The organism is Martinezella tropici, assembly GCF_003287875.1.
Taxonomy (GTDB): Bacteria; Pseudomonadota; Alphaproteobacteria; order Rhizobiales; family Rhizobiaceae; genus Rhizobium; species Rhizobium tropici_C.
The window spans coordinates 200,875-220,592 of the sequence record NZ_QMKK01000022.1 but is presented as its reverse complement, the minus strand read 5'-3'; the positions used below and the strand labels follow the sequence as shown (position 1 = coordinate 220,592).

At 59.5% G+C, this 19,718-nt stretch carries 30 protein-coding genes and 6 tRNA genes; 13 read left to right on the top strand and 23 right to left on the bottom strand.

The window, feature by feature from the left end; all coding sequences use genetic code 11:
• The first annotated feature begins 66 nt into the window (after nucleotides 1–66).
• The 4 genes from DQ393_RS06330 (at nucleotide 67) to recJ (ending at nucleotide 5,199) form a co-directional block, all read left to right on the top strand.
• Complete coding sequence (locus tag DQ393_RS06330; RefSeq protein ID WP_112340933.1) at nucleotides 67–519, top strand: hypothetical protein; 453 nt, start codon at nucleotides 67–69, stop codon at nucleotides 517–519.
• 222 nt (nucleotides 520–741) lie between these two features.
• On the top strand, nucleotides 742–1,962 hold the full coding sequence (locus tag DQ393_RS06325; RefSeq protein ID WP_112340932.1) for an LL-diaminopimelate aminotransferase: 1,221 nt from the start codon (nucleotides 742–744) through the stop codon (nucleotides 1,960–1,962).
• Between the two features lie 57 nt (nucleotides 1,963–2,019).
• Nucleotides 2,020–3,339: a homoserine dehydrogenase gene (locus tag DQ393_RS06320; protein ID WP_112340931.1), complete on the top strand. Its 1,320-nt coding sequence runs from the start codon at nucleotides 2,020–2,022 to the stop codon at nucleotides 3,337–3,339.
• Nucleotides 3,340–3,393: 54 nt separating this feature from the next.
• Nucleotides 3,394–5,199, top strand: coding sequence for a single-stranded-DNA-specific exonuclease RecJ (gene recJ, locus DQ393_RS06315; protein WP_432421982.1), 1,806 nt, complete (start codon nucleotides 3,394–3,396; stop codon nucleotides 5,197–5,199).
• Between the two features lie 74 nt (nucleotides 5,200–5,273).
• Here the strand turns inward: recJ and DQ393_RS06310 are convergent.
• From DQ393_RS06310 to DQ393_RS06290, 5 genes are all read right to left on the bottom strand, one after another.
• Nucleotides 5,274–5,348, bottom strand: a tRNA-Glu gene (locus DQ393_RS06310).
• 138 nt (nucleotides 5,349–5,486) lie between these two features.
• A tRNA-Glu gene (locus DQ393_RS06305) sits at nucleotides 5,487–5,561 on the bottom strand.
• An 81-nt stretch (nucleotides 5,562–5,642) separates the two neighbouring features.
• Nucleotides 5,643–5,717: transfer RNA gene (locus DQ393_RS06300), tRNA-Glu, on the bottom strand.
• Between the two features lie 173 nt (nucleotides 5,718–5,890).
• Entirely contained in the window at nucleotides 5,891–6,676 is a 786-nt protein-coding gene (locus DQ393_RS06295; RefSeq protein WP_112340930.1) for a hypothetical protein, read from the bottom strand.
• A 205-nt stretch (nucleotides 6,677–6,881) separates the two neighbouring features.
• The gene (locus DQ393_RS06290; protein ID WP_112340929.1) at nucleotides 6,882–7,322 is read right to left on the bottom strand and encodes a VOC family protein; all 441 of its coding nucleotides are present in this window, start codon (nucleotides 7,320–7,322) and stop codon (nucleotides 6,882–6,884) included.
• Nucleotides 7,323–7,519: 197 nt separating this feature from the next.
• On the opposite strand from DQ393_RS06290, the gene DQ393_RS06285 reads away from it, so the two are divergent.
• The 5 genes from DQ393_RS06285 to DQ393_RS06265 all read left to right on the top strand — a co-directional run bounded on the left by DQ393_RS06285 (nucleotide 7,520) and on the right by DQ393_RS06265 (nucleotide 9,490).
• Nucleotides 7,520–8,098 carry a cold-shock protein gene (locus DQ393_RS06285; protein WP_015339721.1) on the top strand — a complete coding sequence of 193 codons (579 nt, stop codon included), beginning with the start codon at nucleotides 7,520–7,522 and terminating at the stop codon, nucleotides 8,096–8,098.
• 13 nt (nucleotides 8,099–8,111) lie between these two features.
• Nucleotides 8,112–8,612: a DUF192 domain-containing protein gene (locus tag DQ393_RS06280; RefSeq protein ID WP_432421981.1), complete on the top strand. Its 501-nt coding sequence runs from the start codon at nucleotides 8,112–8,114 to the stop codon at nucleotides 8,610–8,612.
• Nucleotides 8,613–8,761: 149 nt separating this feature from the next.
• Nucleotides 8,762–8,838, top strand: a tRNA-Pro gene (locus DQ393_RS06275).
• A 180-nt stretch (nucleotides 8,839–9,018) separates the two neighbouring features.
• Nucleotides 9,019–9,324 carry an ETC complex I subunit gene (locus tag DQ393_RS06270; RefSeq protein WP_112340927.1) on the top strand — a complete coding sequence of 102 codons (306 nt, stop codon included), beginning with the start codon at nucleotides 9,019–9,021 and terminating at the stop codon, nucleotides 9,322–9,324.
• A gap of 89 nt (nucleotides 9,325–9,413) precedes the next feature.
• Nucleotides 9,414–9,490, top strand: a tRNA-Arg gene (locus DQ393_RS06265).
• An 8-nt stretch (nucleotides 9,491–9,498) separates the two neighbouring features.
• On the opposite strand, the gene DQ393_RS06260 is transcribed toward DQ393_RS06265, so the two are convergent.
• The 18 genes from DQ393_RS06260 to DQ393_RS06185 all read right to left on the bottom strand — a co-directional run bounded on the left by DQ393_RS06260 (nucleotide 9,499) and on the right by DQ393_RS06185 (nucleotide 18,038).
• The gene (locus DQ393_RS06260; protein ID WP_112340926.1) at nucleotides 9,499–10,587 is read right to left on the bottom strand and encodes a tyrosine-type recombinase/integrase; all 1,089 of its coding nucleotides are present in this window, start codon (nucleotides 10,585–10,587) and stop codon (nucleotides 9,499–9,501) included.
• Nucleotides 10,587–10,769 (bottom strand): hypothetical protein, encoded by a 183-nt coding sequence (locus DQ393_RS06255; RefSeq protein WP_112340925.1) that lies wholly within the window; start codon nucleotides 10,767–10,769, stop codon nucleotides 10,587–10,589. The genes DQ393_RS06260 and DQ393_RS06255 overlap by 1 nt, the downstream gene beginning before the upstream one ends.
• A 30-nt stretch (nucleotides 10,770–10,799) precedes the next feature.
• Nucleotides 10,800–11,327, bottom strand: a complete 528-nt coding sequence (locus DQ393_RS06250) for a hypothetical protein (protein WP_112340924.1) — start codon at nucleotides 11,325–11,327, stop codon at nucleotides 10,800–10,802.
• Nucleotides 11,327–11,788 carry a hypothetical protein gene (locus DQ393_RS06245; RefSeq protein ID WP_146758963.1) on the bottom strand — a complete coding sequence of 154 codons (462 nt, stop codon included), beginning with the start codon at nucleotides 11,786–11,788 and terminating at the stop codon, nucleotides 11,327–11,329. Before DQ393_RS06245 ends, DQ393_RS06250 begins: the two co-directional genes overlap by 1 nt.
• 116 nt (nucleotides 11,789–11,904) lie before the next feature.
• On the bottom strand, nucleotides 11,905–12,291 hold the full coding sequence (locus tag DQ393_RS06240; protein WP_210209408.1) for a hypothetical protein: 387 nt from the start codon (nucleotides 12,289–12,291) through the stop codon (nucleotides 11,905–11,907).
• Complete coding sequence (locus DQ393_RS33165; RefSeq protein WP_146758962.1) at nucleotides 12,288–12,506, bottom strand: hypothetical protein; 219 nt, start codon at nucleotides 12,504–12,506, stop codon at nucleotides 12,288–12,290. Before DQ393_RS33165 ends, DQ393_RS06240 begins: the two co-directional genes overlap by 4 nt.
• A complete protein-coding gene (locus tag DQ393_RS06235) occupies nucleotides 12,500–12,841 on the bottom strand; it encodes a hypothetical protein (protein WP_112340922.1) in 342 nt (113 codons plus the stop codon). Before DQ393_RS06235 ends, DQ393_RS33165 begins: the two co-directional genes overlap by 7 nt.
• The gene (locus tag DQ393_RS06230; protein WP_112341067.1) at nucleotides 12,822–13,934 is read right to left on the bottom strand and encodes a phage Gp37/Gp68 family protein; all 1,113 of its coding nucleotides are present in this window, start codon (nucleotides 13,932–13,934) and stop codon (nucleotides 12,822–12,824) included. The genes DQ393_RS06235 and DQ393_RS06230 overlap by 20 nt, the downstream gene beginning before the upstream one ends.
• 229 nt (nucleotides 13,935–14,163) lie before the next feature.
• Nucleotides 14,164–14,514, bottom strand: a complete 351-nt coding sequence (locus tag DQ393_RS06225) for a hypothetical protein (protein ID WP_112340921.1) — start codon at nucleotides 14,512–14,514, stop codon at nucleotides 14,164–14,166.
• Entirely contained in the window at nucleotides 14,507–14,791 is a 285-nt protein-coding gene (locus DQ393_RS06220) for a hypothetical protein (RefSeq protein WP_112340920.1), read from the bottom strand. Before DQ393_RS06220 ends, DQ393_RS06225 begins: the two co-directional genes overlap by 8 nt.
• Nucleotides 14,791–15,378, bottom strand: a complete 588-nt coding sequence (locus DQ393_RS33350) for a hypothetical protein (protein WP_181592293.1) — start codon at nucleotides 15,376–15,378, stop codon at nucleotides 14,791–14,793. The genes DQ393_RS06220 and DQ393_RS33350 overlap by 1 nt, the downstream gene beginning before the upstream one ends.
• The gene (locus tag DQ393_RS33345; RefSeq protein WP_181592292.1) at nucleotides 15,378–15,530 is read right to left on the bottom strand and encodes a hypothetical protein; all 153 of its coding nucleotides are present in this window, start codon (nucleotides 15,528–15,530) and stop codon (nucleotides 15,378–15,380) included. Before DQ393_RS33345 ends, DQ393_RS33350 begins: the two co-directional genes overlap by 1 nt.
• Nucleotides 15,520–15,876 carry a hypothetical protein gene (locus DQ393_RS06210; protein ID WP_112340919.1) on the bottom strand — a complete coding sequence of 119 codons (357 nt, stop codon included), beginning with the start codon at nucleotides 15,874–15,876 and terminating at the stop codon, nucleotides 15,520–15,522. Before DQ393_RS06210 ends, DQ393_RS33345 begins: the two co-directional genes overlap by 11 nt.
• The gene (locus tag DQ393_RS06205; RefSeq protein ID WP_112340918.1) at nucleotides 15,876–16,151 is read right to left on the bottom strand and encodes a hypothetical protein; all 276 of its coding nucleotides are present in this window, start codon (nucleotides 16,149–16,151) and stop codon (nucleotides 15,876–15,878) included. Before DQ393_RS06205 ends, DQ393_RS06210 begins: the two co-directional genes overlap by 1 nt.
• Before the next feature lie 2 nt (nucleotides 16,152–16,153).
• Complete coding sequence (locus DQ393_RS06200; protein WP_112340917.1) at nucleotides 16,154–16,345, bottom strand: hypothetical protein; 192 nt, start codon at nucleotides 16,343–16,345, stop codon at nucleotides 16,154–16,156.
• 49 nt (nucleotides 16,346–16,394) lie between these two features.
• Entirely contained in the window at nucleotides 16,395–16,817 is a 423-nt protein-coding gene (locus DQ393_RS06195; protein ID WP_112341066.1) for a helix-turn-helix domain-containing protein, read from the bottom strand.
• Nucleotides 16,818–16,891: 74 nt separating this feature from the next.
• On the bottom strand, nucleotides 16,892–17,080 hold the full coding sequence (locus DQ393_RS06190) for a hypothetical protein (protein ID WP_112340916.1): 189 nt from the start codon (nucleotides 17,078–17,080) through the stop codon (nucleotides 16,892–16,894).
• A 271-nt stretch (nucleotides 17,081–17,351) separates the two neighbouring features.
• Nucleotides 17,352–18,038, bottom strand: coding sequence for an XRE family transcriptional regulator (locus tag DQ393_RS06185; protein ID WP_112340915.1), 687 nt, complete (start codon nucleotides 18,036–18,038; stop codon nucleotides 17,352–17,354).
• 56 nt (nucleotides 18,039–18,094) lie between these two features.
• On the opposite strand from DQ393_RS06185, the gene DQ393_RS06180 reads away from it, so the two are divergent.
• The 4 genes from DQ393_RS06180 to DQ393_RS06165 all read left to right on the top strand — a co-directional run bounded on the left by DQ393_RS06180 (nucleotide 18,095) and on the right by DQ393_RS06165 (nucleotide 19,716).
• Nucleotides 18,095–18,373 carry a hypothetical protein gene (locus DQ393_RS06180; RefSeq protein WP_245430266.1) on the top strand — a complete coding sequence of 93 codons (279 nt, stop codon included), beginning with the start codon at nucleotides 18,095–18,097 and terminating at the stop codon, nucleotides 18,371–18,373.
• Nucleotides 18,374–18,541: 168 nt separating this feature from the next.
• A tRNA-Met gene (locus tag DQ393_RS06175) sits at nucleotides 18,542–18,619 on the top strand.
• A 149-nt stretch (nucleotides 18,620–18,768) separates the two neighbouring features.
• Nucleotides 18,769–19,275 carry a hypothetical protein gene (locus tag DQ393_RS06170; protein ID WP_112340914.1) on the top strand — a complete coding sequence of 169 codons (507 nt, stop codon included), beginning with the start codon at nucleotides 18,769–18,771 and terminating at the stop codon, nucleotides 19,273–19,275.
• 3 nt (nucleotides 19,276–19,278) lie between these two features.
• Nucleotides 19,279–19,716 carry a hypothetical protein gene (locus tag DQ393_RS06165; RefSeq protein WP_112340913.1) on the top strand — a complete coding sequence of 146 codons (438 nt, stop codon included), beginning with the start codon at nucleotides 19,279–19,281 and terminating at the stop codon, nucleotides 19,714–19,716.
• The last annotated feature ends 2 nt before the right edge of the window (nucleotides 19,717–19,718 follow it).

The window sequence follows — 19,718 nt, the reverse complement described above, 5'->3', positions numbered from 1 at the left end:
TGCTTTGCTGCTGCGACAAATTTAACAGTCGCAACCCACAGCAAGGAATAGCGCAGGAAGACAATTATGGGCGGCGGCATGGTGGCAAGACTGAACCGGTATTCCGTACTCTGCGGTGCAATGTGCGGGATTCTCGCATTGACGCTGGCGGGCTGCTCGACGCCCGAAGAAAAGGCGGCCTACGCCAAGCGCAAGCAGCCGCCTCAGGCGGTGATCGTAAAACCCGCCAAGGGCACGCCGATCGTGGAAACCAGCACGCAGCAATATTACAAGGATGGCTATCCTTCCTTCAACGCGCCGCCGACGGCTGCAAACGTGCAGATCAACGATCAGCAGGCCGGTGACATGGTCAAGCAGTTGACGGCGCTCGGTGCCCAGCGCAAGGCCGGCACCATATCGGAGGCCGAGTACCAGAAGCGCGTTGCCGAGATGCGTAAGCTTGCCGCCGAACATGGCCAGGATACGCTGCAGGAGATCCAGAAAGAGGGCGGCGCCCAGCCCGCCCCAACGCAGAATTAGCCTTGCGTTTCAGGCGATTTGGACGCAAAGCGTTCGTATAGGCCGAAATTGGATGTATCTGACCGGCGAATTGCACTTTGCGTGCATAGCCGCCCAAGATTCACCTTATCTTTCGAGATAGCATGACTACGGCGCCGCGAGTCCCAAGTTCGTATCGCGGCTGGCCGGGAAATCGACGAACTTCAGCGCGGTTTTGAGGGCCGCTGTCCCATGGGGAAAGAAATGGAAGAGTTTCATAAAGTCCGGCGTTTGCCGCCCTACGTTTTCGAACAGGTCAATCGTTTGAAAGCGAGCGCGCGAGCGGGCGGGGCGGACATTATCGATCTCGGCATGGGCAATCCAGATCTTCCGACTCCCAAGGCGATCGTCGACAAGCTGTGCGAAGTGGTCCAGGATCCGCGCACGCATCGCTATTCCTCCTCCAAGGGCATTCCAGGCCTTCGTCGTGCGCAGGCCGCCTATTATGCCCGTCGCTTCGGCGTGAAGCTCAATCCGGATACGCAGGTGGTCGCCACCCTCGGCTCGAAGGAAGGCTTTGCCAATATGGCGCAGGCGATCACGGCGCCGGGCGACGTAATCCTTTGCCCGAACCCGACCTATCCGATCCATGCCTTCGGCTTCCTGATGGCAGGCGGCGTCATCCGCTCGATCCCGGTCGAGCCGGATGACAGCTTCTTCCCGCCGCTGGAACGGGCCGTGCGCCACTCGATCCCGAAGCCGCTGGCGCTCATCCTGAACTATCCGTCCAACCCGACGGCCTATGTCGCGACGCTGGATTTCTATAAGGAAGTCGTCGCTTTCGCGAAGAAGCACGACATCATCGTGCTTTCGGATCTGGCCTATTCGGAAATCTACTTCGACGACGCGCCGCCGCCGTCGGTGCTGGAAGTTCCGGGCGCCATCGACGTGACGGTCGAATTCACCTCGATGTCGAAGACCTTCTCCATGCCCGGCTGGCGCATGGGCTTTGCCGTCGGCAACGAGCGGCTGATTGCGGCGCTGACGCGCGTGAAGTCCTACCTCGATTACGGCGCGTTCACGCCGATCCAGGTGGCGGCGACCCACGCCCTGAACGGCGACGGTTCCGATATCGCGGAAGTGCGCAACATCTACAAGCGCCGCCGCGACGTCCTGGTCGACAGCTTCGGCAAGGCCGGCTTCGACGTGCCGCCGCCGGCTGCGACCATGTTTGCCTGGGCGAAGATCCCGGAAAAGTTCCGTCATCTCGGCTCGCTTGAGTTCTCCAAGCTTCTGGTCGAGAAGGCGGACATCGCGGTCGCTCCCGGCATCGGCTTCGGCGAGCAGGGCGATGATTATGTCCGCATCGCGCTTGTTGAAAACGAACACCGCATCCGGCAGGCTGCACGCAATCTGAAGCGTTTCCTCTCCTCCGTGGATGAGACGATGCATAATGTTATTTCGCTGAACGCCCACCGTTCATAATATCGCGCAGCAGCCGTTCCCGCGGCTGCCGTTCCCAATACTGATCAGGAATTTTCCATGGCAGATGCCCTCAAAATCGGCATTGCGGGCTTGGGCACGGTTGGTGCCTCGCTCGTCCGCATCATCCAGAGCCGCGCTAACGAGCTTGCCGTTACCTGCGGTCGTCCCGTCAAGATCGTCGCCGTCACGGCGCGCGATCGCATGCGGGATCGCGGCATCGATCTGGCAGGCATCGAATGGTTCGGCGGTCCTGTCGATCTCGCGCAGAAGGCCGATATCGACGTCTTCGTCGAGCTGATCGGCGGCTCCGAGGGTGCTGCCAATGCGGCGGTGCGTGCGGCTCTTGCCCGCGGTCTGCATGTCGTAACCGCCAACAAGGCGCTGCTCGCCTATCACGGTGTCGAGCTCGCGCAGATCGCTGAAGAAAAGGGTGTGCTGCTGAATTTCGAAGCAGCCGTTGCCGGTGGCATTCCGGTCATCAAGGCCCTGCGCGAATCGCTGACCGGCAATACGATTTCCCGCATCTACGGCATCATGAACGGCACCTGCAACTACATCCTGACCCGGATGGAGAAGGAGGGCCTGTCCTTTGCCGATTGCCTGAAGGAAGCACAGCGTCTCGGCTATGCCGAAGCCGATCCGGCTTTCGATATCGAGGGCAACGATACGGCTCACAAGCTCGCCATCCTGACGACGCTTGCCTTCGGCAATCGCATCGCGGCCGACGACATCTATCTTGAAGGCATCACCAACGTCTCCATCGAGGATATCCGCGCCGCCGCCGATCTTGGCTATCGCATCAAGCTGCTCGGTGTTGCCCAGCGCACCGAGAGCGGTATCGAGCAGCGCGTGCATCCGACCATGGTGCCGCTCGATTCGGTCATCGCCCAGGTTGATGGCGTCACCAATGCCGTCGCGATCGAATCCGATATTCTCGGCGAATTGCTGATGGTCGGCCCCGGCGCCGGCGGCAATGCGACGGCCTCGTCCGTCCTCGGCGATATCGCCGATATCGCCAAGAGCCGCCCGGGCGAGCAGCGCGTGCCGGTGCTCGGTCATCCGGCCAAGGCGCTGGAGCCCTACCGTAAGGCGCAGATGCAGAGCCATGAGGGCGGTTATTTCATTCGCCTCACCGTACTCGACCGCACCGGCGTTTTTGCAAGTGTGGCGACCCGCATGGCGGAAAACCATATTTCGCTGGAATCGATCGTCCAGCGCTCGACGCAGCATCTGGCGCCGTCCGATCACCAGACGATCATCCTCGTCACCCATGCGACGACGGAGGATTCCGTGCGCAAGGCGGTTGCCTCGATCAAGAACGAGGGCTATCTCGTCGGCGAGCCGCAGGTCATCCGCATCGAGCGGCCGAAAGAATAATCTGAGCAGCGGCGGCGTGCCTCAAAGGGACGCCGCTCTCAAATTCCGAGAGAGATGGTGGAGCAACCGGTCGATCCAGTTCAGCGGGCATTTCTGGGTGTCGAGCGCTCGGTATCAGGCAATCGCTGGGTTTCCAGGCTCGATCAGGCCGGCCAGAACAGGGCGCTGGCCATCGCGCAGACACACGGCTTGCCGGAGCTGATTGCCCGCGTTCTTGCCGGGCGTGGCGTCGGCCAGGACGAAGCCATGGCCTTTCTCGACCCGACCATCCGCGGCCTTATGCCGGACCCGCATCTGCTGACCGATTGCGAAAAGGCCGCACAGCGTCTCCTGCACGCCATCAGGAAGGGCGAGACGGTCGCGATCTTCGGCGACTACGATGTCGACGGTGCGGCCTCCTCGGCGCTCCTCTATCGCTTCCTGACACATTTCGGCGTTCTCGCCAGCATCTACATTCCCGATCGCATCTTCGAGGGTTACGGCCCCAATCCCACCGCCATCGGCCAGCTCATCGACAATGGCGCGACATTGATCGTGACCGTCGATTGCGGCTCGACCAGCTTCGAATCGCTTGAGGTGGCGAAGGCACGCGGTATCGATGTCGTCGTCATCGATCACCATCAGGTGGCGCACGAGCTGCCGCCTTGCCACGCCCTGGTCAATCCGAACCGAGAGGATGATCTGTCGGGGCAGGGGCATCTCTGTGCCGCCGGCGTCGTCTTCATGGTTCTGGTCGCGGCCTTGCGGCTGCTGCGCGAGGCCGGCGATTCCCGCGTGCGATCCATCGACCTGCTTGCCTGGCTCGATATCGTGGCGCTCGCGACCGTTTGCGATGTCGTGCCGCTGAAAGGTCTCAATCGGGCCTATGTCGTCAAGGGCCTGATTGCCGCCCGTCATCAGGGCAATCTCGGGCTTGCAGCGCTCTTTCGCAAGGCCGGTCTCAATGGCCCCGTCACGCCCTATCATTTCGGTTTCCTGATCGGTCCGCGCATCAATGCCGGCGGCCGCATCGGCGATGCAGCTCTTGGCGCACGCCTGCTGACGCTAGCCGATGGTGGCGAAGCCGACACGATCGCCGCGAAGCTGGACGAGCTCAATCGCGAGCGGCAGGCCATGGAGGCCGCCATGCTGCAGGAGGCGGAGGCCGAGGCCCTGGCTGAGTACGGCAATGGCGACGGTGCCTCCGTCATCGTCACGGCGCGCGAGAACTGGCATCCGGGGATCGTCGGCCTTATTGCATCGCGCCTCAAGGACAAATTCCGCCGGCCGGCCTTCGCCATCGCCTTCGATCCGATGGGCAAGGGTACAGGCTCCGGCCGCTCCATCAACGGCTTCGACATGGGCCGCATGGTGCGTGCAGCCGTCGATGCCGGGTTGCTGGTCAAGGGCGGCGGCCATGCCATGGCCGCCGGCCTGACGGTGGAGCGGAGCAATCTCGGAAAGCTGCGCGCCTTCTTCACGGAGAAGGCGGAGAAGCAGGTGGCTGGGCTGGTTGCCAATGAAACGCTGAAGATCGACGGCGCGCTCGGCGCAAGCGGCGCAACCGTCGAGCTCATCGACAGGCTGGAGGCCGCCGGTCCCTATGGTTCGGGCCATCCGCAGCCCGTCTTCGCGCTACCGAGCCACAGGCTGCGCGATTCCCGCCTTGTCGGCCAGTCGCATATCAAGATCACGCTGGAGGCGCAGGATGGCGGTCGGGTTGATGGCATCGCCTTCCGGGCGGCGGAGACGCCTTTGGGCGATCTGCTGATGTCGTCGCGCGGCGCGCAGATCCACGTCGCCGGCACGCTCGGCGCCGATCACTGGCAGGGCAGCCGCCGGGTGCAGCTGCGCGTTACGGACGCGGCGAAAGCTCCGTAACGCAGATCACGCCGGATACGTGGCTGCATAGCAGCGTTTAGCAAGTAAAAACATCAATTTAAGGGGAAAAACAGTGGCACGCCCTAGGGGAGTCGAACCCCTCTTTACAGAATGAAAATCTGTCGTCCTAACCGATAGACGAAGGGCGCGTGCTGTGGCGCCCTTATAGTCAGCACCTTTCATTCCCGCAAGCGGAAAAACGAGAAAAATCGCAGAAAAACCCCAGAAAAATCGATGACTAAGCGAAGATTTTCGAGGTGCTTGTGGAAAACGTCGAGCCACGCGATTGGCACGCCCTAGGGGAGTCGAACCCCTCTTTACAGAATGAGAATCTGTCGTCCTAACCGATAGACGAAGGGCGCGTGCTGCATGGCCCAGATAAGAATAGCCCATTGCGTCCGCAAGCGGTAGGTCAATGAATTCATGACGGGGGAAAACAACAGTGGCACGCCCTAGGGGAGTCGAACCCCTCTTTACAGAATGAAAATCTGTCGTCCTAACCGATAGACGAAGGGCGCGTTCAGCTGTTGTGTGGCGCGCTTATAGCGGGGTGATTTCATTCCCGCAAGCGGCAATTTTGCTTTTTTGTGGAAAAAATGACAGATGGGTGAAACTGCCACCGGCCATGAATAAGTGAGACTTAACAGGCTCTTGCCGGCGGTATCGGAGATTCCCTGGAAACGCGGGCTCTTTACTGGCCGCTCGCGCCCTGCACCGGTTGCACCAGCAGCTTGCCGTTCTGGGGCTGGTTTTTCGATGCGATGAACTGCGCCAGCGCGGCCGCCTGTCTGCCGTTCAATTCGTGGACGTTCGGGTTCGGCGTTGCCGCAGCTCCCGACGCCGTCACCCGGGCAATCGGCTGCGGCGAACCCGCAGCCGGCGAGGTTGCATTGCGGATGACGGGTGGCGGCAGCATATCGGCCGAGGTGCGGCCGTTCCCTGCGGCATCCATCGCCTGCGGTGCCATGGTCTGCATTGTCGGCGGCGTGCTGTAGACACTGCGCATCATCGGCGTGATGGCCTGGCCGCCGTTAGGCTGGGTCTTGGCCAGCGTCCCGTCCAGGTTGACGGCGATCGGCGGTGGGGCTGAAAAGATGCTGCTTCTGTTGGCATTGACGCCAGTCGGCTGCGTGACGAGGCCGGCAATGCCGGTCTGTCCTTCAGCGGGGGCTGCCGTCGGGGCAGGGTAGAGCGCCTGATTCTGCTGGGCGACGATCTGCTGGCGCGTGCCGTTGACGCTGTGCACCAGCGGATCCCGGTAGGTGCCATCGGCTTTGCTGCGGCTGGCGTCGGCTCTGCTGTTCATGTCGGCCGCGAGCTGTTCGGCTGCCGTCGGCTGCGCGGCAGGTGCTGCGTCCGATGTCTCCGTCGGCTTCTTGGCCGTGGTCGCGCAGCCGGCGATCATCACAAATGAAGCGATGACGGCAATAGTGCTTGCGAGCTTCTTCCCGCCGTATAAAATCTGTTGATCGCACATGGGACGTTCCCCGCAAAAGGTTTGCATCGGAACGGCCCTCCTGCGAGGGGACGATGATATCGCATGCGCCGACTGGGAACGATGGCCGTGCGATATCCGATGCATGATGCTTCGAGTCGTCCAAGCATGCCGGAGGATGGGCATGGGCGGCAAGCGCGAAACGGATGGCTCCGCGCGTGCCGTAAGCCTCGCGAAAGCTTGGCTCCTACCAGGAGCCGGTATTGGGCATCGAGGCCCAGGGCTCGGCAGACGGAAGGTTGGCGCCTCTCTGCAGGATCTCGATGGAGATGCCGTCTGGAGAACGTACGAAGGCCATGTGACCGTCGCGCGGCGGGCGATTGATGATGATGCCGTTGTCCATCAGCTTCTGGCAGGTCGCATAGATATCGTCGACCTCATAGGCGAGGTGGCCGAAATTGCGTCCTCCGCTATATTCTTCCGGGTCCCAGTTATAGGTCAGTTCCAGGCTGGGGGCGCCGTTGCTGCGGGATGATTCGGCGTCCTCGTCGGCTGCAAGGAAAACGAGCGTATAGCGGCCTTTCTCGTTTTCGTAGCGGCGGGTTTCGGTAAGCCCGAACAGGGTGCTATAAAAATGCAACGAAGCGTCGAGATCGGTGACGCGGACCATCGTATGGAGATAACGCATTCTATTTCCTCTCTTAATGTCGAGCTGGTCGGATCTTTGACCGGGGCACCAGCTTCGCGCAAGTCTTGGAGCAATAATCTTAGGGTGGGAATAAACGAAAACTAGGACTTGCGCTTTTCCGTTACCAAGATGTTAATCTTGATATCAGGGAATCAGTTAACCGTAACAGTGTGACGCGTAATCGAGGGCTGGCTAGGATGGGTGACAGAATTTCATCGAAGGGAGTTGTCGACTTCGAGGAGATGTCGGGCGATACCGTCGAGCTCATCGAAATCTCAGGCGTCGTGAAGTGGTTCGATGTCGCCAAGGGATTCGGTTTCATCGTGCCCGACAATGGCATGCAGGACGTATTGCTGCATGTCACGTGTCTGCGCCGGGACGGTTATCAGACGATTCTCGAAGGAACCCGCATCGTTGCGCTGATCCAGCGCCGGGAGCGTGGCTATCAGGCCTTCAAGATCCTCTCCATGGATCAGTCGACCGCCGTACATCCCTCGCAGATGCCGCCCGTGCGCACGCATGTGCAGGTGACGGCGACAAGCGGTCTGGAGCGCGCGCTGGTCAAGTGGTTCAACCGCACCAAGGGCTTCGGCTTCCTGACGCGCGGCGAAGGCACAGAGGATATTTTCGTGCACATGGAAACGCTGCGTCGCTTCGGTCTGGCCGAGCTGCGGCCGGGGCAGGTGGTGCTTGTTCGCTTCGGGCCGGGTGAAAAGGGTCTGATGGCGGCGGAAATCCATCCGGATGCGCCGAGCCCGGTCACGCGGCCGCACTGATATGAATAGAGATATGTTTTTTGGAGTTCTGAAAAGCGCCATCTTGGCGCTTTTTCTCGTTGTGGCCATAGGCCCGTTGTCCTTCGCGGCACAAACTGCAAGCCAGCAGCTGATGGCTTTCGACTCGGAGCCGCTGACGATCGTATCGGCCAAGGGGCAAACCCATAAATTCACCGTGGAGCTGGCGCTGACGCCGGCACAGCTTGAATATGGTCTGATGTATCGCGACAAGATGCCGGCCGACCATGGCATGCTGTTTGATTTCGGCACAGTGCGGCCGGTGATGATGTGGATGAAGAACACCGAGCTGTCGCTCGACATGCTCTTTCTGGACCAGAGCGGCATCATTACCCATATCCAGGAAAATGCCGTGCCCTATTCCGAATCGATCATCAATCCCGGCGGACCGGTCGCCTATGTGATCGAACTGAATGGCGGGATCGTCAGGAAGCTTGGCCTTGCCGTCGGAGACAAGGCGACGAGCCCCACGATCTCGGCAAAGCTCGGCAAGTAGCTTTTCGTCGGGGAAGAGTCTGCCCAGCGTGATTTTACCTGTTGCAGCGGAGAGGTGAACCGTGTATCTCCCCACTCGTTCCGCAAACGGGTATCCGGCGGTACAGAAATCAGATCGCGATTGCCTGTGAGCAAATCGTGCTGATGGTTCGGAGTGTAGCGCAGTCTGGTAGCGCATCTGGTTTGGGACCAGAGGGTCGGGAGTTCGAATCTCTCCACTCCGACCATTTAAAATCCCCCCATCGATGTCGTTGAATTCGTCCTGGTAGCGGCTGCCTTTTTGCTTGAAAACAAAGGGATTCGCGGCTAAGCAAAAGTCGTGTTCGCGCGGCCTGCAAAGGATCGCGTCGAGGCAAGAGAAGCAAAGTAAGCGGATCGTTCCCGCTTGATTCGGAGGCGCTGCAGCAATGCCTGCCAAGATTTATCGTCCCGCAAAGACCGCCATGCAGTCCGGCAAGGCCAAGACTCATCTATGGGTTCTGGAATTCGATCAGGAAACTCCACGAAAGATCGATCCGATCATGGGCTATACGTCATCGGGCGATACGCGCCAGCAGCTCAGGCTGACATTCGAGACGCAGGAGCAGGCGGAAGACTACGCCAAGCGTAACGGCATCGACTACCGCGTCATCCCGCCGAAGGATCCGATCCGGCAGACCGTGTCCTATTCCGACAACTTCCGCTTCAATCGTATCCAGCCCTGGACTCACTGAAGCCAAGCACTTATTGAACGTCGACCATTGAGTTTGACGGCGGTTTCAGGCATGTGTTGCCCGCCGCACAAGGTGCGGCCAGGCCTTACGGCCCCTTAGCTCAGCTGGATAGAGCACTTGCCTTCTAAGCATGTGGTCGCAGGTTCGAATCCTGCAGGGGTCGCCATCTACTTTTTAACTATTTGATTTTGCATCTTTATTTTGCGCGAACCCCTCATTGGATTGAGAATGAGGGGTTAGGATGTTCTCGTTCAGTTTCGCTGCGCCCGAAATCGCAAGGCGACGCTTGTCTGCTTTTTTCGTATAAAGATTGGCCATTGCGTCACTTCTCCAGCCGAAGCGCGCCTTAAGCTCTGCATTGCTATTGCCGCTTTCTGCCATGATCTGAGCAAGCGCTTTGCGTAGCCCGTGCGCTCGTCCGTCCACGTGAGCATCCCGGCAAACATCCCCAAACCAATTGCCGAAAGATGCCGCGCTCTTGAAAGGTCGCTTATGAACTGGTGTCACCAGGTAGGCCAAATGTTTGGTCTTCACCTGATCGAGGATCTTTTGCAAAGCGGGATGTATCGGGATGAATAGCGGCTCGCTGTTCTTGGCGGCGCGAAACTCGATGATTCCGTCGCGCACATGCTGGGGGCCGATCTTGAAGATATCCGAGCGCCGCAAGCCGGTAAACAACAGGAGGTCCATGGCGAGGCGCGCCTGCGTTCCATCCTTATGCGTCTCATAGAATTTAGCGACGTCGTCAGGTTCCCATGGCTTGAAACCATCCGTGGCGACCTTTGGCTTTTTGACGCCAATCACCGGATTTTCCTTGAGATACCCGGCATCGACAGCCCATTCAAAGAGATAGCCCATCACTTTCATGTAGGTTATCGCGGCGAAGGGCGTGTCTGCTCGACGATCGCGGCCGGCAGCAATCTCTTTGCGTCCGATACGCGATGCGATCATCTTTCCACCGGTTTTGCAAATCGATTTCAAGACGTTACGGCGGACTGCTTGTGTTGAAGGTGCGAGGCCTTTGAATGCCGCACTGTCCTGATACTTGTCTGACAGCCATTGCAGCGTGTGCCGGCTCGGCGCAGGCGTCGCTTCCGCTTGCCCCATGCATTTTCGATAGGCTGCGTTGAATTCTGGAGAACCCCACTGCCCAGGCAATCGCGTTCGCTTGCCTTTCCCGATGCGAAAATACCAGCGAACGTTTCCGTTCTGGTCGATCTCCTTCAGGGTATAAGGATATGGTTTGCGGGGCATGTCCGCCATCAGAGATATCCTTCGGCGCTTTCGTCAAGCTCTTTTTGCGAGAACGCATTCGCGTCGCCATTGATCACGACCGCACCGTTCGGCTCGACCCTGATAGTTTTCACCTCGATGCCGGCCTTCACGACTGCCTTGATCGCTCGCTGAATTGCGTCCTGCGTGACTGGAATCGCTCTACGTCCCATGTTGAGCCTCGCGTGCGAAGGGTTCGTCGATCATCTGCGTCTCCAGCGATAGAAATCTTTCTTGAGATTGTTCCAACGAGCTGCCGCGGCCGGATCGTCGTTTAGTTCAGTCATGGATTCGATGGCGAGGATCTTGCGCACCTTGACTTTGACGCGCTCGGTATCGACGGCCTCCGGCATGTCGTGGCATTCGATCAGGAAGCGGCGGAACGCCTGGTCTTTCTGGCACTTGATCGCGCATTCGGTGGCATAATTCGGCGGCTTGCGGCTTTCTTCTATTTGCTGCAACTGATTTACGAGTTCTTTTCGCGCCCTGGCGCAGCGGTCGAGCAGCGCGAGCAGGAAGCGCTGATGGGCGACGGCCTGGACCAGAAAGTTTTGCAGGCTGATATCGATGCCAGGTAGCAGGATGGCGATCGGCGCGATCCCGCCGTCCATTGGGTCGGTGGAGCAAAGGTGCAGATCCTTTCCATCGGCCTGAATGATCAGATCGGGACCGATCGCACCAAGCTCATGACGGATGCGCCCCAGGCGTTGGATTTCCTCGGCCGTCGCCATCAGCGCTTCTCCACGCGGCGTGCGTCTCGTCGCATATACCAGCGCCGCGGCTCAGCCGGCGCGTTCACCCACACGACTTCGCCTAAGCCGACTGAGAAGCGTTCGTGCTCGAAGATGATGACATCGTCACAGGTGAGGCGCGTTTCGACTTGATCCCATTGTTCATAGCCGGATGACGACGCGTGAAGCTTTCCGCTATGGTCGCGCCAGAAGGTCTTGAACGGCCTCACGATGTAGGGGCGGTGATAGAAGATGATCGTCTTAATGTAGCAGCAATAGGGCTGGGCGCGAGATGGTCCTGGTGCCCTAGTCAGTATCGGTTCCCAGATGACTAGGCGGAACGGCTTCGGTCGCTCGACAAGGCAATCGTCGAGGTTCGGGAGTTCCGTCGAATATTGGATGATGCTTGGTTTGAGGCCGCGCATATTGCCCGGCCGGCTTTCGCTCGACGAGCTCCTCATGGCTTTAGCGCTCTACAGTCCAGTCGTCGCCATAAGCGCCTTCCATGGCCTTAGAGATATGTTCAGCAATCACCTTCGCAGATTGGATTTTGTTGTTGGTGATCATGGTTGCGCCCTCACTTCAAATCTATGTCGGGAATGATGACGGAAGGCTTGAAGATCACCTTGTAGCGGTAAACGCTGACAGGCATGGGCTCTAGCTGCTCGACAACGTATGTGACGTTATCGGAAAGGCCGGCGAAGAATTTCTTGTACGCGTCAGGGCCTGTTTTGCAGGTGATCGAAATCTCGCGATCCTTATCGGCATTTCCGAGTGAGCAAAGACCTTCGACCGACAACAGGTAATTGTCGGTTATCCCATTGATGACGACGATGCGGCGATTGACTTGGAAGTTGTCGGCTGCCTTCGAGAGATTGTGAGACGCCACGTCCGCATCATTGCAGGAAGACAGCAAGGTTGCGCAGATGACGGCTAGCGGTGCGATTGTCCGGATGAGTTTCACAGCAAGGATCCTCGTTTTCGTGTAGGGCGGCAGTTTGGGCAGAAGTGCTGCCATGTGCCGGCGTGTTTCTCGATCGACCAGCGGGCAAGCTTGGCGAGTTCCACGGCGCGAGCCACGGCGACGCGCTCAACATATCCGCCGACGCTCTCCATGGAGGCCGGGCAGCTGTCGCAGTGGATTTTGGCAAGGCCCGCGCCGCGGTCGTATTTCAGCATCGGCCGGCGTCCTGCAGGGCGGCGATATGCGAGGTGATGCGCGGCACCGAGATGCGCTGGAACATCATGCCGCCGTAGGAGCCGGCGGTGACCTCGCGGGTAAAGACGATCCGGTCGGACTTGATCTCGACTTCCTTGCGCAGATGGGGCAGCTGGTATGCCGGGCGCGGGCCGGGATCGGGCTTGCCCTTCTTGGCGATGAACAGGCCCGCCTTGCGCAAGACATGGTAGAGCGAGTCCGGATGGCAGCCGTAGATCGTGGCGATCTCGACCCGGCTTAACCCGTTATCGATATGCTCTTTGATGACGCGGATATCAGGTAGCTTTCTGGTCATGGTCATGCTCCTTGAAATGTGGTGGGAGGGGAGGGAAAGCGTTGTGCTCGACGCCGTCGAGTAGGCGGCCGGCGACAGACTTCGAGACGCGATGCATGGCGCAAGGCTTCGTCAGGCCCGTCGAGCTGGGCTTGTGGCGTGTGCCGTCGATATCGACCCAGAAGGCATCGTTGCGGGCCATGTTGTGATCGAGATGCCCCTTGCCTTCGCTGGCGATCTGCCAGTTTCCCCACTGCTTGAAGAGGAAGGGCACGCCGGCTGTGGCGCATTGGTCGCGAAGGGATCTCGCCCAGTCCGGATGCATCGGCCTTGCGTTCGGGCCGCTCTCGCCGCCGGCGACGACCCAATCGATCTTTGGCCCACAATCAAAAGAAGGGCCGTCTGGATGCATGACGGCTGTTTCGCCGGTCAGCCAGTCCCACTTATATTTTCGATCGGCCGAGAGACCGGAAAAGCGGATATCGCCCAGAAGCGGCTCGGCGCTGATCCATCTGATAGCGGCCGGTGTATCGCACAGAAATGGGATGCGCTCGTCCGCGCGACGCTGATCTTCCGCGGAGATCCCGAACCAAACGTTCAAGAGCGGGAATTCGATATCCTCGATCGCGCCGGCGGCGCATGGCGAATTCGTTACCTCCGCCGCAGCGGTGCCCCAGCGCCTCGAAAACTCACGCTCGTCGCGTTTGAAGCAACGCTCCATTTCGAGGAGATAATCGCGCATCCGCTCCGGCCGCTTCGTCAGTACCTGGAATATATGCTGGGAGCTGAGCGCCATGACCGCGAAGATCTGGTCGAGCTGCTCTTTGGTCACGCCATCGGCAAAGAGATCGCCGTGGGCTGCGACGAAGATCATGCGTGGCGCCTTCCAGCGCAGCGGCTGGTCGAGCCATTCGCGATTGAAGCGGATGTCGCCAGTCCAAACTGGGCCGGCCTTGGTGTCCGTGGTCAGGCCGAAGCGGCTCGGGATATTGCGAAGGCGCGTGCCGGCCAGGCGCATAGCATAGCAATTGGTGCAGCCGGGCGAGACGATCTGGCAACCGGTGACAATGTTCCAGGTGGCGTCGGTCCACTCGATCTTGGTGTGATCAGCCATCGACTTGCCCTCGCTGAGCCTTCCGCCGCAGGTGTTGATCGCCAGCACGACCCAGAAGGCAATCTGTTCGACAACCTCGTCCGCCATTTCTCCGTTCACGTCGATTGTGATGATGCCGCGACCGTCAGCATCGGCTATGACGCCGACTTCGCTAGTGACGTTGACCGGGAGCTTGACATCGAGCTTGGCAAGCTCGGCGACGAATTGCTGGTAAGGGGACGCGGGCGCGTCAGTCATCGACGGAGCCTCCTGCCAGCTCGATCCTTGCCTTTTCGGTCAGGGCCGCGATCTTTGCGCGGTGCATGGCGATGTGTGCTTCGATGATCGGGCGGCAGAGCGACCAGGGAACGTTGAAAAGGCGGTGCCCGTTTTCACCTGAGGGAACGCCGAGCTGCAGGCCGTTTTGCAGCCGGCCAAAGGCATCACGTGCATCCGGTGCGCGGCCGCGATCGATTTCATCGGTGATCTTCTTTAGCAGCTCCTCCGCGACCTCGACCTCGCGCCATGCGAGCGCGATGTCCATGGCGGATTCCTTGCTGAATAGAACGGCGGGGAGGGAGATCTTTTTGGTATCAGCCATTGGCCTTCTCCAGTTTCGAAAGATGTTGCTGGCCTGATGCCGTAAGGCCGTATCCCGCGCCCGCCGGTTCGCCCATGTCGGTAAAAAGGCCGCGGGCGTAGGCAACGAGACCCTTGCGAGCAAGAGCGCGCGTGACGCGGCGGATTTGGTGAGATGGAAGGCTGGAGCGGCTTTCGATGACGCTGAAGGAAAGATATCCGAAATCCGGATTCATCCCCTGCCACGCCGTCAGGCATTGTGCCTCAAGGTCGCTGAGCCGCATGCTTCCATCAGACATCAGATAGCCTCCGCCAGCTTGCGGACGCGTCTCTCGACCTCATGAATGAGATCTTCGATCGTCGCGTCTTCCTTGAGGTCGATTGCGATATTGATCGGCACCTGCATCGACACCCAGATGTCGGCCGACAGATCGATCTTATGATCCTCGCTAAAGCCCATCTCGATCATGGGATCATCGAGCTGAGCCTCAAGGGTTTTGCGCTCGATCCTCGTCCTGGCCTCGATCAATGCAAAGATGCGGTTGCGAATTGCGCCGGCAGCGATGGAGAGATCTGCCTCGAGCATGCGTTCCCATCGTCGGAAGCCTGCGAGCTTGCGATCTTCACGAGGACTGTCGACCCGAAGGAAGCCGATGCTTCGAAGCCAGCGTATCGCCGCCACGACATCGGATATCTCTTCCTGGAGGCGCTCATGATTGATCTGACCGGTTTTCGGATCTGAGGCCGATATGCCCTGGATAAGGCACCGGGCGACGATCTGCTGCAGTTCGCCGGTTTCCTCGGCGAGCTTGCCGAGGGCCTGGTGCAGGATGACGTTCGCTTCGGGTTTCCAAAGTGTGATGTCAGAAATCGATACCGCCTCCATTATTTTTCCCTCACGATCTTGGTTTTCCTGATGATGCCGTCGTGCCTGGCAAGCGCGGCCTTGGCGGCGGTGGCGGCGTCCTTTGCCCGGACGTCGAGCTTCTCGCCGTCTTCGAAATGGACACGGAACAGGAGGAGCTTGTCAGCCGGCACGATCACCTCCCTGGTAGCCGTGCAGCCAATGGAGGAGCGCGGCGTAGAGCGCGCGATCGCGATTTGTCATGCCGCAGAGATGGATGGTTGGGACAAGCGCCAGCACGATGCTTTCGATCGTGTCGGCCGAGATCATCGTCTTCGGTTCGGTGCCCTGCTGGAGAAACAGCTTCTGCGCCTCGGCGATATCGGCGCCGGCGATCGCCAGCGATGACATGGCTTCCGACATCTGGCGCGCAAGCCAGCGCTCGGTTTCCGCCTGGGTGGCGCGGGGTGTATCGTTGTCCGTCACGATCGTAAGGCGGGGCGCGCTTCGGGCTGGCGTGAAGGTGAGGATTTCGCCCATCAGGCAATCCCCCATGCATAATCGCCACGCAGGCCGGCGTCGCGGAATTCCGGCCATGTCGGCCAGCGGCGCTCCAGTTCCGCCTGGTCGCCCGTCTGGGCGACGGCGAGGAAATCGCGGCACTCGTAAACGCCGAGCTGACGGGCGAATTCAATCGTCGCGTCGAACAGGCGGCGTTGACGCTCTTCCTGTCGCTGATAGCCGACGATGGTCGCGTAAAAGATCGCGACGCAGGCGAGGAAGACAATGACGGTGAAACTGAAGAGAGCCGCCATGGTCAGAGCATCCACGCGATGGCAGCACCGAGTGAAACGGCAATTACGGCAAGAAGGGCCAATTCGAAGCGGCGCTGCCTGTCCACGGACATGTGCAGCAAGTCCCGGTCCCGGAGTGCCGCCATCGAGCCGGAGGGGAGGAATGGCGTGAAATGGTTGAGATGCGGATGCGAACTGTGCGTACGGTGCATCATTGCGATAGCCTCGGTTGCAGGTCGAGAAAGCTGGGCTGCCTGAAGCCGATCAGTTGGGCGGCGATGCGGGCGCGCAGGCGTGCGGGCCGCTACTGTCGAAGACAAGGTCGATCGTCGTGGAAGCGTCAGCCTCGTCATCGTGGCCGCCAAGCATGCGCTTGGCGCGGGCGATACGAGCTTCCAGATCTCGACAGCGTAGAGCCATATCCGCGAGGGCCGAATTGCCGAGACCGCCGCCTTCGAGGCCGAGGATCTCAAGCGGAGAAACCCGCAAAGCCTGGCAGATGATAATCAGCGTGGAAGCGGCAACGCGGTTCGTGCCCTTCTCATATTTCTGGATCTGTTGGAACGTGATCCCGAGCACCTCGGCCAGCTCCGTCTGGCTCATGCTGCGAATGACCCGGATGGCTCGAATTCTGGAACCGATGGCGCAATCCATCTGCGCCGTCGTCTCGGTGAGACGCTTCGTCATGGTATTCCCCTGTGCTGTGTTGAACATCTGCTTTGGAAGCCGCCCGTACTCCGGGCGGAGATCAAAGCAGATGACTAGGCCGCGAACTGGATGCCGCTCGCTCGGATACCGGCTGCGATGGCATTGCGATTGCGGGCAAGGCTTTCCGGCGAGATGCCGAGGTCGAGGATCTGTTCGTCGCTCATCGAGCCAAATTCGAGTGTCTTGTCGATCGCGAGCTTGATGTCCCGCTTGTCTTCAGCGCTTACGATTTTCGTTTTCATAGCGGCTCCTTTCAGCCTTCGGTTGTTGTGGCCGCCACGGGGAGGAACCGTGGCGGCCGCCTTCTGCGCTCCGGTCTGGGAGGGGTGCCCGGATGTGCGGACAATAATGCGGATAAATGACCGCTGTCAACAGGATAAGCGGTCATTTGTCCGCATCGTGGAGTAACCGCATGAAAATGCACGCGGAAAACAGTCGGCTAGAGCGAATCAAAAATGCCCGGAACGCGGGCGCGTCCGGGCGTAAGATCCGTCAAGATGAGGTGTGGTGGCGCTAGACGCCGTAGATCTCGTTGTTGGTGAGAACCTTATGGATGGAAACAATCGCGTCGCGCACGATATTCCTTTCCCCAGGTGGATTGTGCTTCTGGATCACCAGCCGCTCGGCGGTCAGCCTGATGTAGAGGCCAATCGTAGCCTCGATGTCTTCGTCGTCGCTGTTTCTGTACTGGACGATGACGGCGTCACCAGGGCGGGGCGGCTTGTCCGGATGGACGTAAATGAGATCGCCCGGCCAATATTGCGGCTCCATCGACGAGCCTTCCACATAGAGGGAATAGACATTTCGCGCGCTCATAAGGCTTGCGGGGCGCCTCACATAGTCAACCGGATCACTTGTCAGCTGGAATGCTCCGCGCAGATGAGAGCCTGCAGCCGTTCCTCTGACCGGTACATCTTTGTCCAAATGGGCAAAGGCAGGCAAGGTTGCATTTGCGCGCTTTACATCATTTTTGACAGGTGCGGGCATTGGAGATGGTTCTTCTCCCATGATTTCCTCGATCGAGACACCGAGTCCCTTCGAGATCTTTCGCATGGTTTCTCCACGCGGGCTGGCGTCCGGTCGTTCGAAGAGCTTTCGGAAATAGCTTCTCTCCAAGCCGCATCTCAAAGATGCGGTCTCTTCGTTAAGCCCTTGCCGCTCAATGATTTCTTTTAGTCTCTGAACCACTGTTTTCACCATGTGCGGATTATCGTCCGCATTGAAAATTATTGAAAGCGGTTATTTGTCCTTGACAGATGCGGCTATTTGACCGCATTCCTATCGGCATGATGCTTCGAGAACAGATCATTGTTGTTGCTGATCGTTACGCGGAAGCGGCCGGAATTGGTCGCAAGCGCGTGTCAACGATCGTGCTCAATCGCGGTTCGAAGCTCGACGATATTGCCGAAGGCGGTGACCTGAACACCGGCACCTTTGAAAAGGCAATGACATGGTTCTCGAAGAATTGGCCTGATGGTGTTGGCTGGCCGGACGACGTTCCGCGTCCTTCCGCGATGCGGGAGGCCGCCGAATGATCCCGAACCTTTCCATTGGTGGTTTCTGCCGCATCCAGAACCGCCGATCTGCCGCGCCGGTTTCGGCCTTTTTCCGGCGCGGCATCGTTCCCTCGCGCAGTTCACCAACTGACTGCGCCGACTCGCGCCGGGCTGGCGGACCTTCGATGTCCGGCGCGCTTTCTTTTCAGCAGGGTAGGGAAGCCTGGTCATCCCATGTGGTTCATACCCACAAGATCGCTGGTTCGAATCCAGCCCCTGCAACCAGTTTGCCTGTTTTGAAATGGATGCCCCGTTCATGTGGTCCTCCGTGACCTGCTGACGGCTGCACATTCTCACTTCTGATCCTTTCCCACTACGGGAAAAACCTCGCTGATTTCCCAGCTTGGGAAATGTCTTTTTGTCTGGAGAGCGGCATGCAGGACATGTTGACGGATGCATGGTTTCACCGGATCAAGGCGGCCAACCGCCTGTTGATCAAGAAAAATGGCGGGATCGAGGAAAGCGCCCGGATCACGTCGCTTTCGAAGAGCCAGATCGGCCGCTGCCATAGCGACGCCGATACCGAACTGTTGCCGGTGCCTGCGGTCATCCGCCTGGAGGCGGAATGCGGCGACTTCGCCGTGACTAGGGCACAGGCCGAACTTCACGGCTGCAAGCTGTCCGACCCGCGCGAGCGTACCGTCGATGGACAATGCCTGATGCGCGAAAATGCGGAGCTCAATCGGCGCACGGCCGAATATCAGGGCAATACCGCAACGGCCTTCGCCGATCTCAAGCTGACCAGCAACGAGTCGAAGCAGGCGATCCGCGATCTTGAGCGCATCATCGAAAAGGCGAACGACCTGATCGTCGCGCATGCCTCGGTCGTTGCAGCCGGCAGCGCCTCCATCGCGCCGTTGCGTGTCGTCGGGGAGGAGTGAGCTATGGCCTTCCAGCTTATCGTTCCTCCTCCGAAGGCGAGCAAGGGTGCCTTTCGCATCGCGACCGTGCAGCGTGGTGCACACCCTTTCAGCCTGCAGATCAGCATGCCTGCGGCAATGTTTCACCTTCAGTACGGCGATCACGAGTCCTTCGACATTCTGATCGGCGAGGGGCCTGACAAGGGCAAGCTGCTGATCCGCCCGGCCGAAAACGGTCATTTCAAGCCGACGCGCCTGAAATATACCTGTGTCTTTCGCCTTCCGGTGACCGAGTGGACGCCGCAGATCGCACTCTCCACCGACAATCCAGAGCGTCGGCAAACGGCCGAAGGCGCGTTGCTCGTGACGCTGCCCGACTGGGTCGCGAACTGGAAGGACATCCAGAAGGCGCGCGAGCAAGTGAGCCGCGAACGTCAACTTGAAAAGCTACAGGGGAAGTAAGC

Excerpts from the sequence above, each read along its gene's own strand:
- DQ393_RS06190 (WP_112340916.1), bottom strand. The coding sequence starts at position 17,080 with ATGAAAACGAAAATCGTAAGCGCTGAAGACAAGCGGGACATCAAGCTC.
- DQ393_RS33165 (WP_146758962.1), bottom strand. The coding sequence starts at position 12,506 with ATGCTGAAATACGACCGCGGCGCGGGCCTTGCCAAAATCCACTGCGAC.
- DQ393_RS06325 (WP_112340932.1), top strand. The coding sequence starts at position 742 with ATGGAAGAGTTTCATAAAGTCCGGCGTTTGCCGCCCTACGTTTTCGAA.
- DQ393_RS06185 (WP_112340915.1), bottom strand. The coding sequence starts at position 18,038 with ATGGTGAAAACAGTGGTTCAGAGACTAAAAGAAATCATTGAGCGGCAA.
- DQ393_RS06225 (WP_112340921.1), bottom strand. The coding sequence starts at position 14,514 with ATGGCTGATACCAAAAAGATCTCCCTCCCCGCCGTTCTATTCAGCAAG.
- DQ393_RS06290 (WP_112340929.1), bottom strand. The coding sequence starts at position 7,322 with ATGCGTTATCTCCATACGATGGTCCGCGTCACCGATCTCGACGCTTCG.
- DQ393_RS06195 (WP_112341066.1), bottom strand. The coding sequence starts at position 16,817 with ATGACGAAGCGTCTCACCGAGACGACGGCGCAGATGGATTGCGCCATC.
- DQ393_RS06260 (WP_112340926.1), bottom strand. The coding sequence starts at position 10,587 with ATGGCGGACATGCCCCGCAAACCATATCCTTATACCCTGAAGGAGATC.
- DQ393_RS06280 (WP_432421981.1), top strand. The coding sequence starts at position 8,112 with ATGTTTTTTGGAGTTCTGAAAAGCGCCATCTTGGCGCTTTTTCTCGTT.
- DQ393_RS06295 (WP_112340930.1), bottom strand. The coding sequence starts at position 6,676 with ATGTGCGATCAACAGATTTTATACGGCGGGAAGAAGCTCGCAAGCACT.
- DQ393_RS06235 (WP_112340922.1), bottom strand. The coding sequence starts at position 12,841 with ATGACCAGAAAGCTACCTGATATCCGCGTCATCAAAGAGCATATCGAT.
- DQ393_RS06245 (WP_146758963.1), bottom strand. The coding sequence starts at position 11,788 with ATGAGGAGCTCGTCGAGCGAAAGCCGGCCGGGCAATATGCGCGGCCTC.
- DQ393_RS06180 (WP_245430266.1), top strand. The coding sequence starts at position 18,095 with ATGCGGCTATTTGACCGCATTCCTATCGGCATGATGCTTCGAGAACAG.
- DQ393_RS33350 (WP_181592293.1), bottom strand. The coding sequence starts at position 15,378 with ATGGAGGCGGTATCGATTTCTGACATCACACTTTGGAAACCCGAAGCG.
- DQ393_RS06255 (WP_112340925.1), bottom strand. The coding sequence starts at position 10,769 with ATGGGACGTAGAGCGATTCCAGTCACGCAGGACGCAATTCAGCGAGCG.
- DQ393_RS06200 (WP_112340917.1), bottom strand. The coding sequence starts at position 16,345 with ATGATGCACCGTACGCACAGTTCGCATCCGCATCTCAACCATTTCACG.
- DQ393_RS06270 (WP_112340927.1), top strand. The coding sequence starts at position 9,019 with ATGCCTGCCAAGATTTATCGTCCCGCAAAGACCGCCATGCAGTCCGGC.
- recJ (WP_432421982.1), top strand. The coding sequence starts at position 3,394 with ATGGTGGAGCAACCGGTCGATCCAGTTCAGCGGGCATTTCTGGGTGTC.
- DQ393_RS06210 (WP_112340919.1), bottom strand. The coding sequence starts at position 15,876 with ATGGGCGAAATCCTCACCTTCACGCCAGCCCGAAGCGCGCCCCGCCTT.
- DQ393_RS06285 (WP_015339721.1), top strand. The coding sequence starts at position 7,520 with ATGGGTGACAGAATTTCATCGAAGGGAGTTGTCGACTTCGAGGAGATG.
- DQ393_RS06165 (WP_112340913.1), top strand. The coding sequence starts at position 19,279 with ATGGCCTTCCAGCTTATCGTTCCTCCTCCGAAGGCGAGCAAGGGTGCC.
- DQ393_RS06170 (WP_112340914.1), top strand. The coding sequence starts at position 18,769 with ATGCAGGACATGTTGACGGATGCATGGTTTCACCGGATCAAGGCGGCC.
- DQ393_RS06320 (WP_112340931.1), top strand. The coding sequence starts at position 2,020 with ATGGCAGATGCCCTCAAAATCGGCATTGCGGGCTTGGGCACGGTTGGT.
- DQ393_RS06230 (WP_112341067.1), bottom strand. The coding sequence starts at position 13,934 with ATGGCTGATCACACCAAGATCGAGTGGACCGACGCCACCTGGAACATT.
- DQ393_RS06330 (WP_112340933.1), top strand. The coding sequence starts at position 67 with ATGGGCGGCGGCATGGTGGCAAGACTGAACCGGTATTCCGTACTCTGC.
- DQ393_RS06205 (WP_112340918.1), bottom strand. The coding sequence starts at position 16,151 with ATGGCGGCTCTCTTCAGTTTCACCGTCATTGTCTTCCTCGCCTGCGTC.
- DQ393_RS06220 (WP_112340920.1), bottom strand. The coding sequence starts at position 14,791 with ATGTCTGATGGAAGCATGCGGCTCAGCGACCTTGAGGCACAATGCCTG.
- DQ393_RS06250 (WP_112340924.1), bottom strand. The coding sequence starts at position 11,327 with ATGGCGACGGCCGAGGAAATCCAACGCCTGGGGCGCATCCGTCATGAG.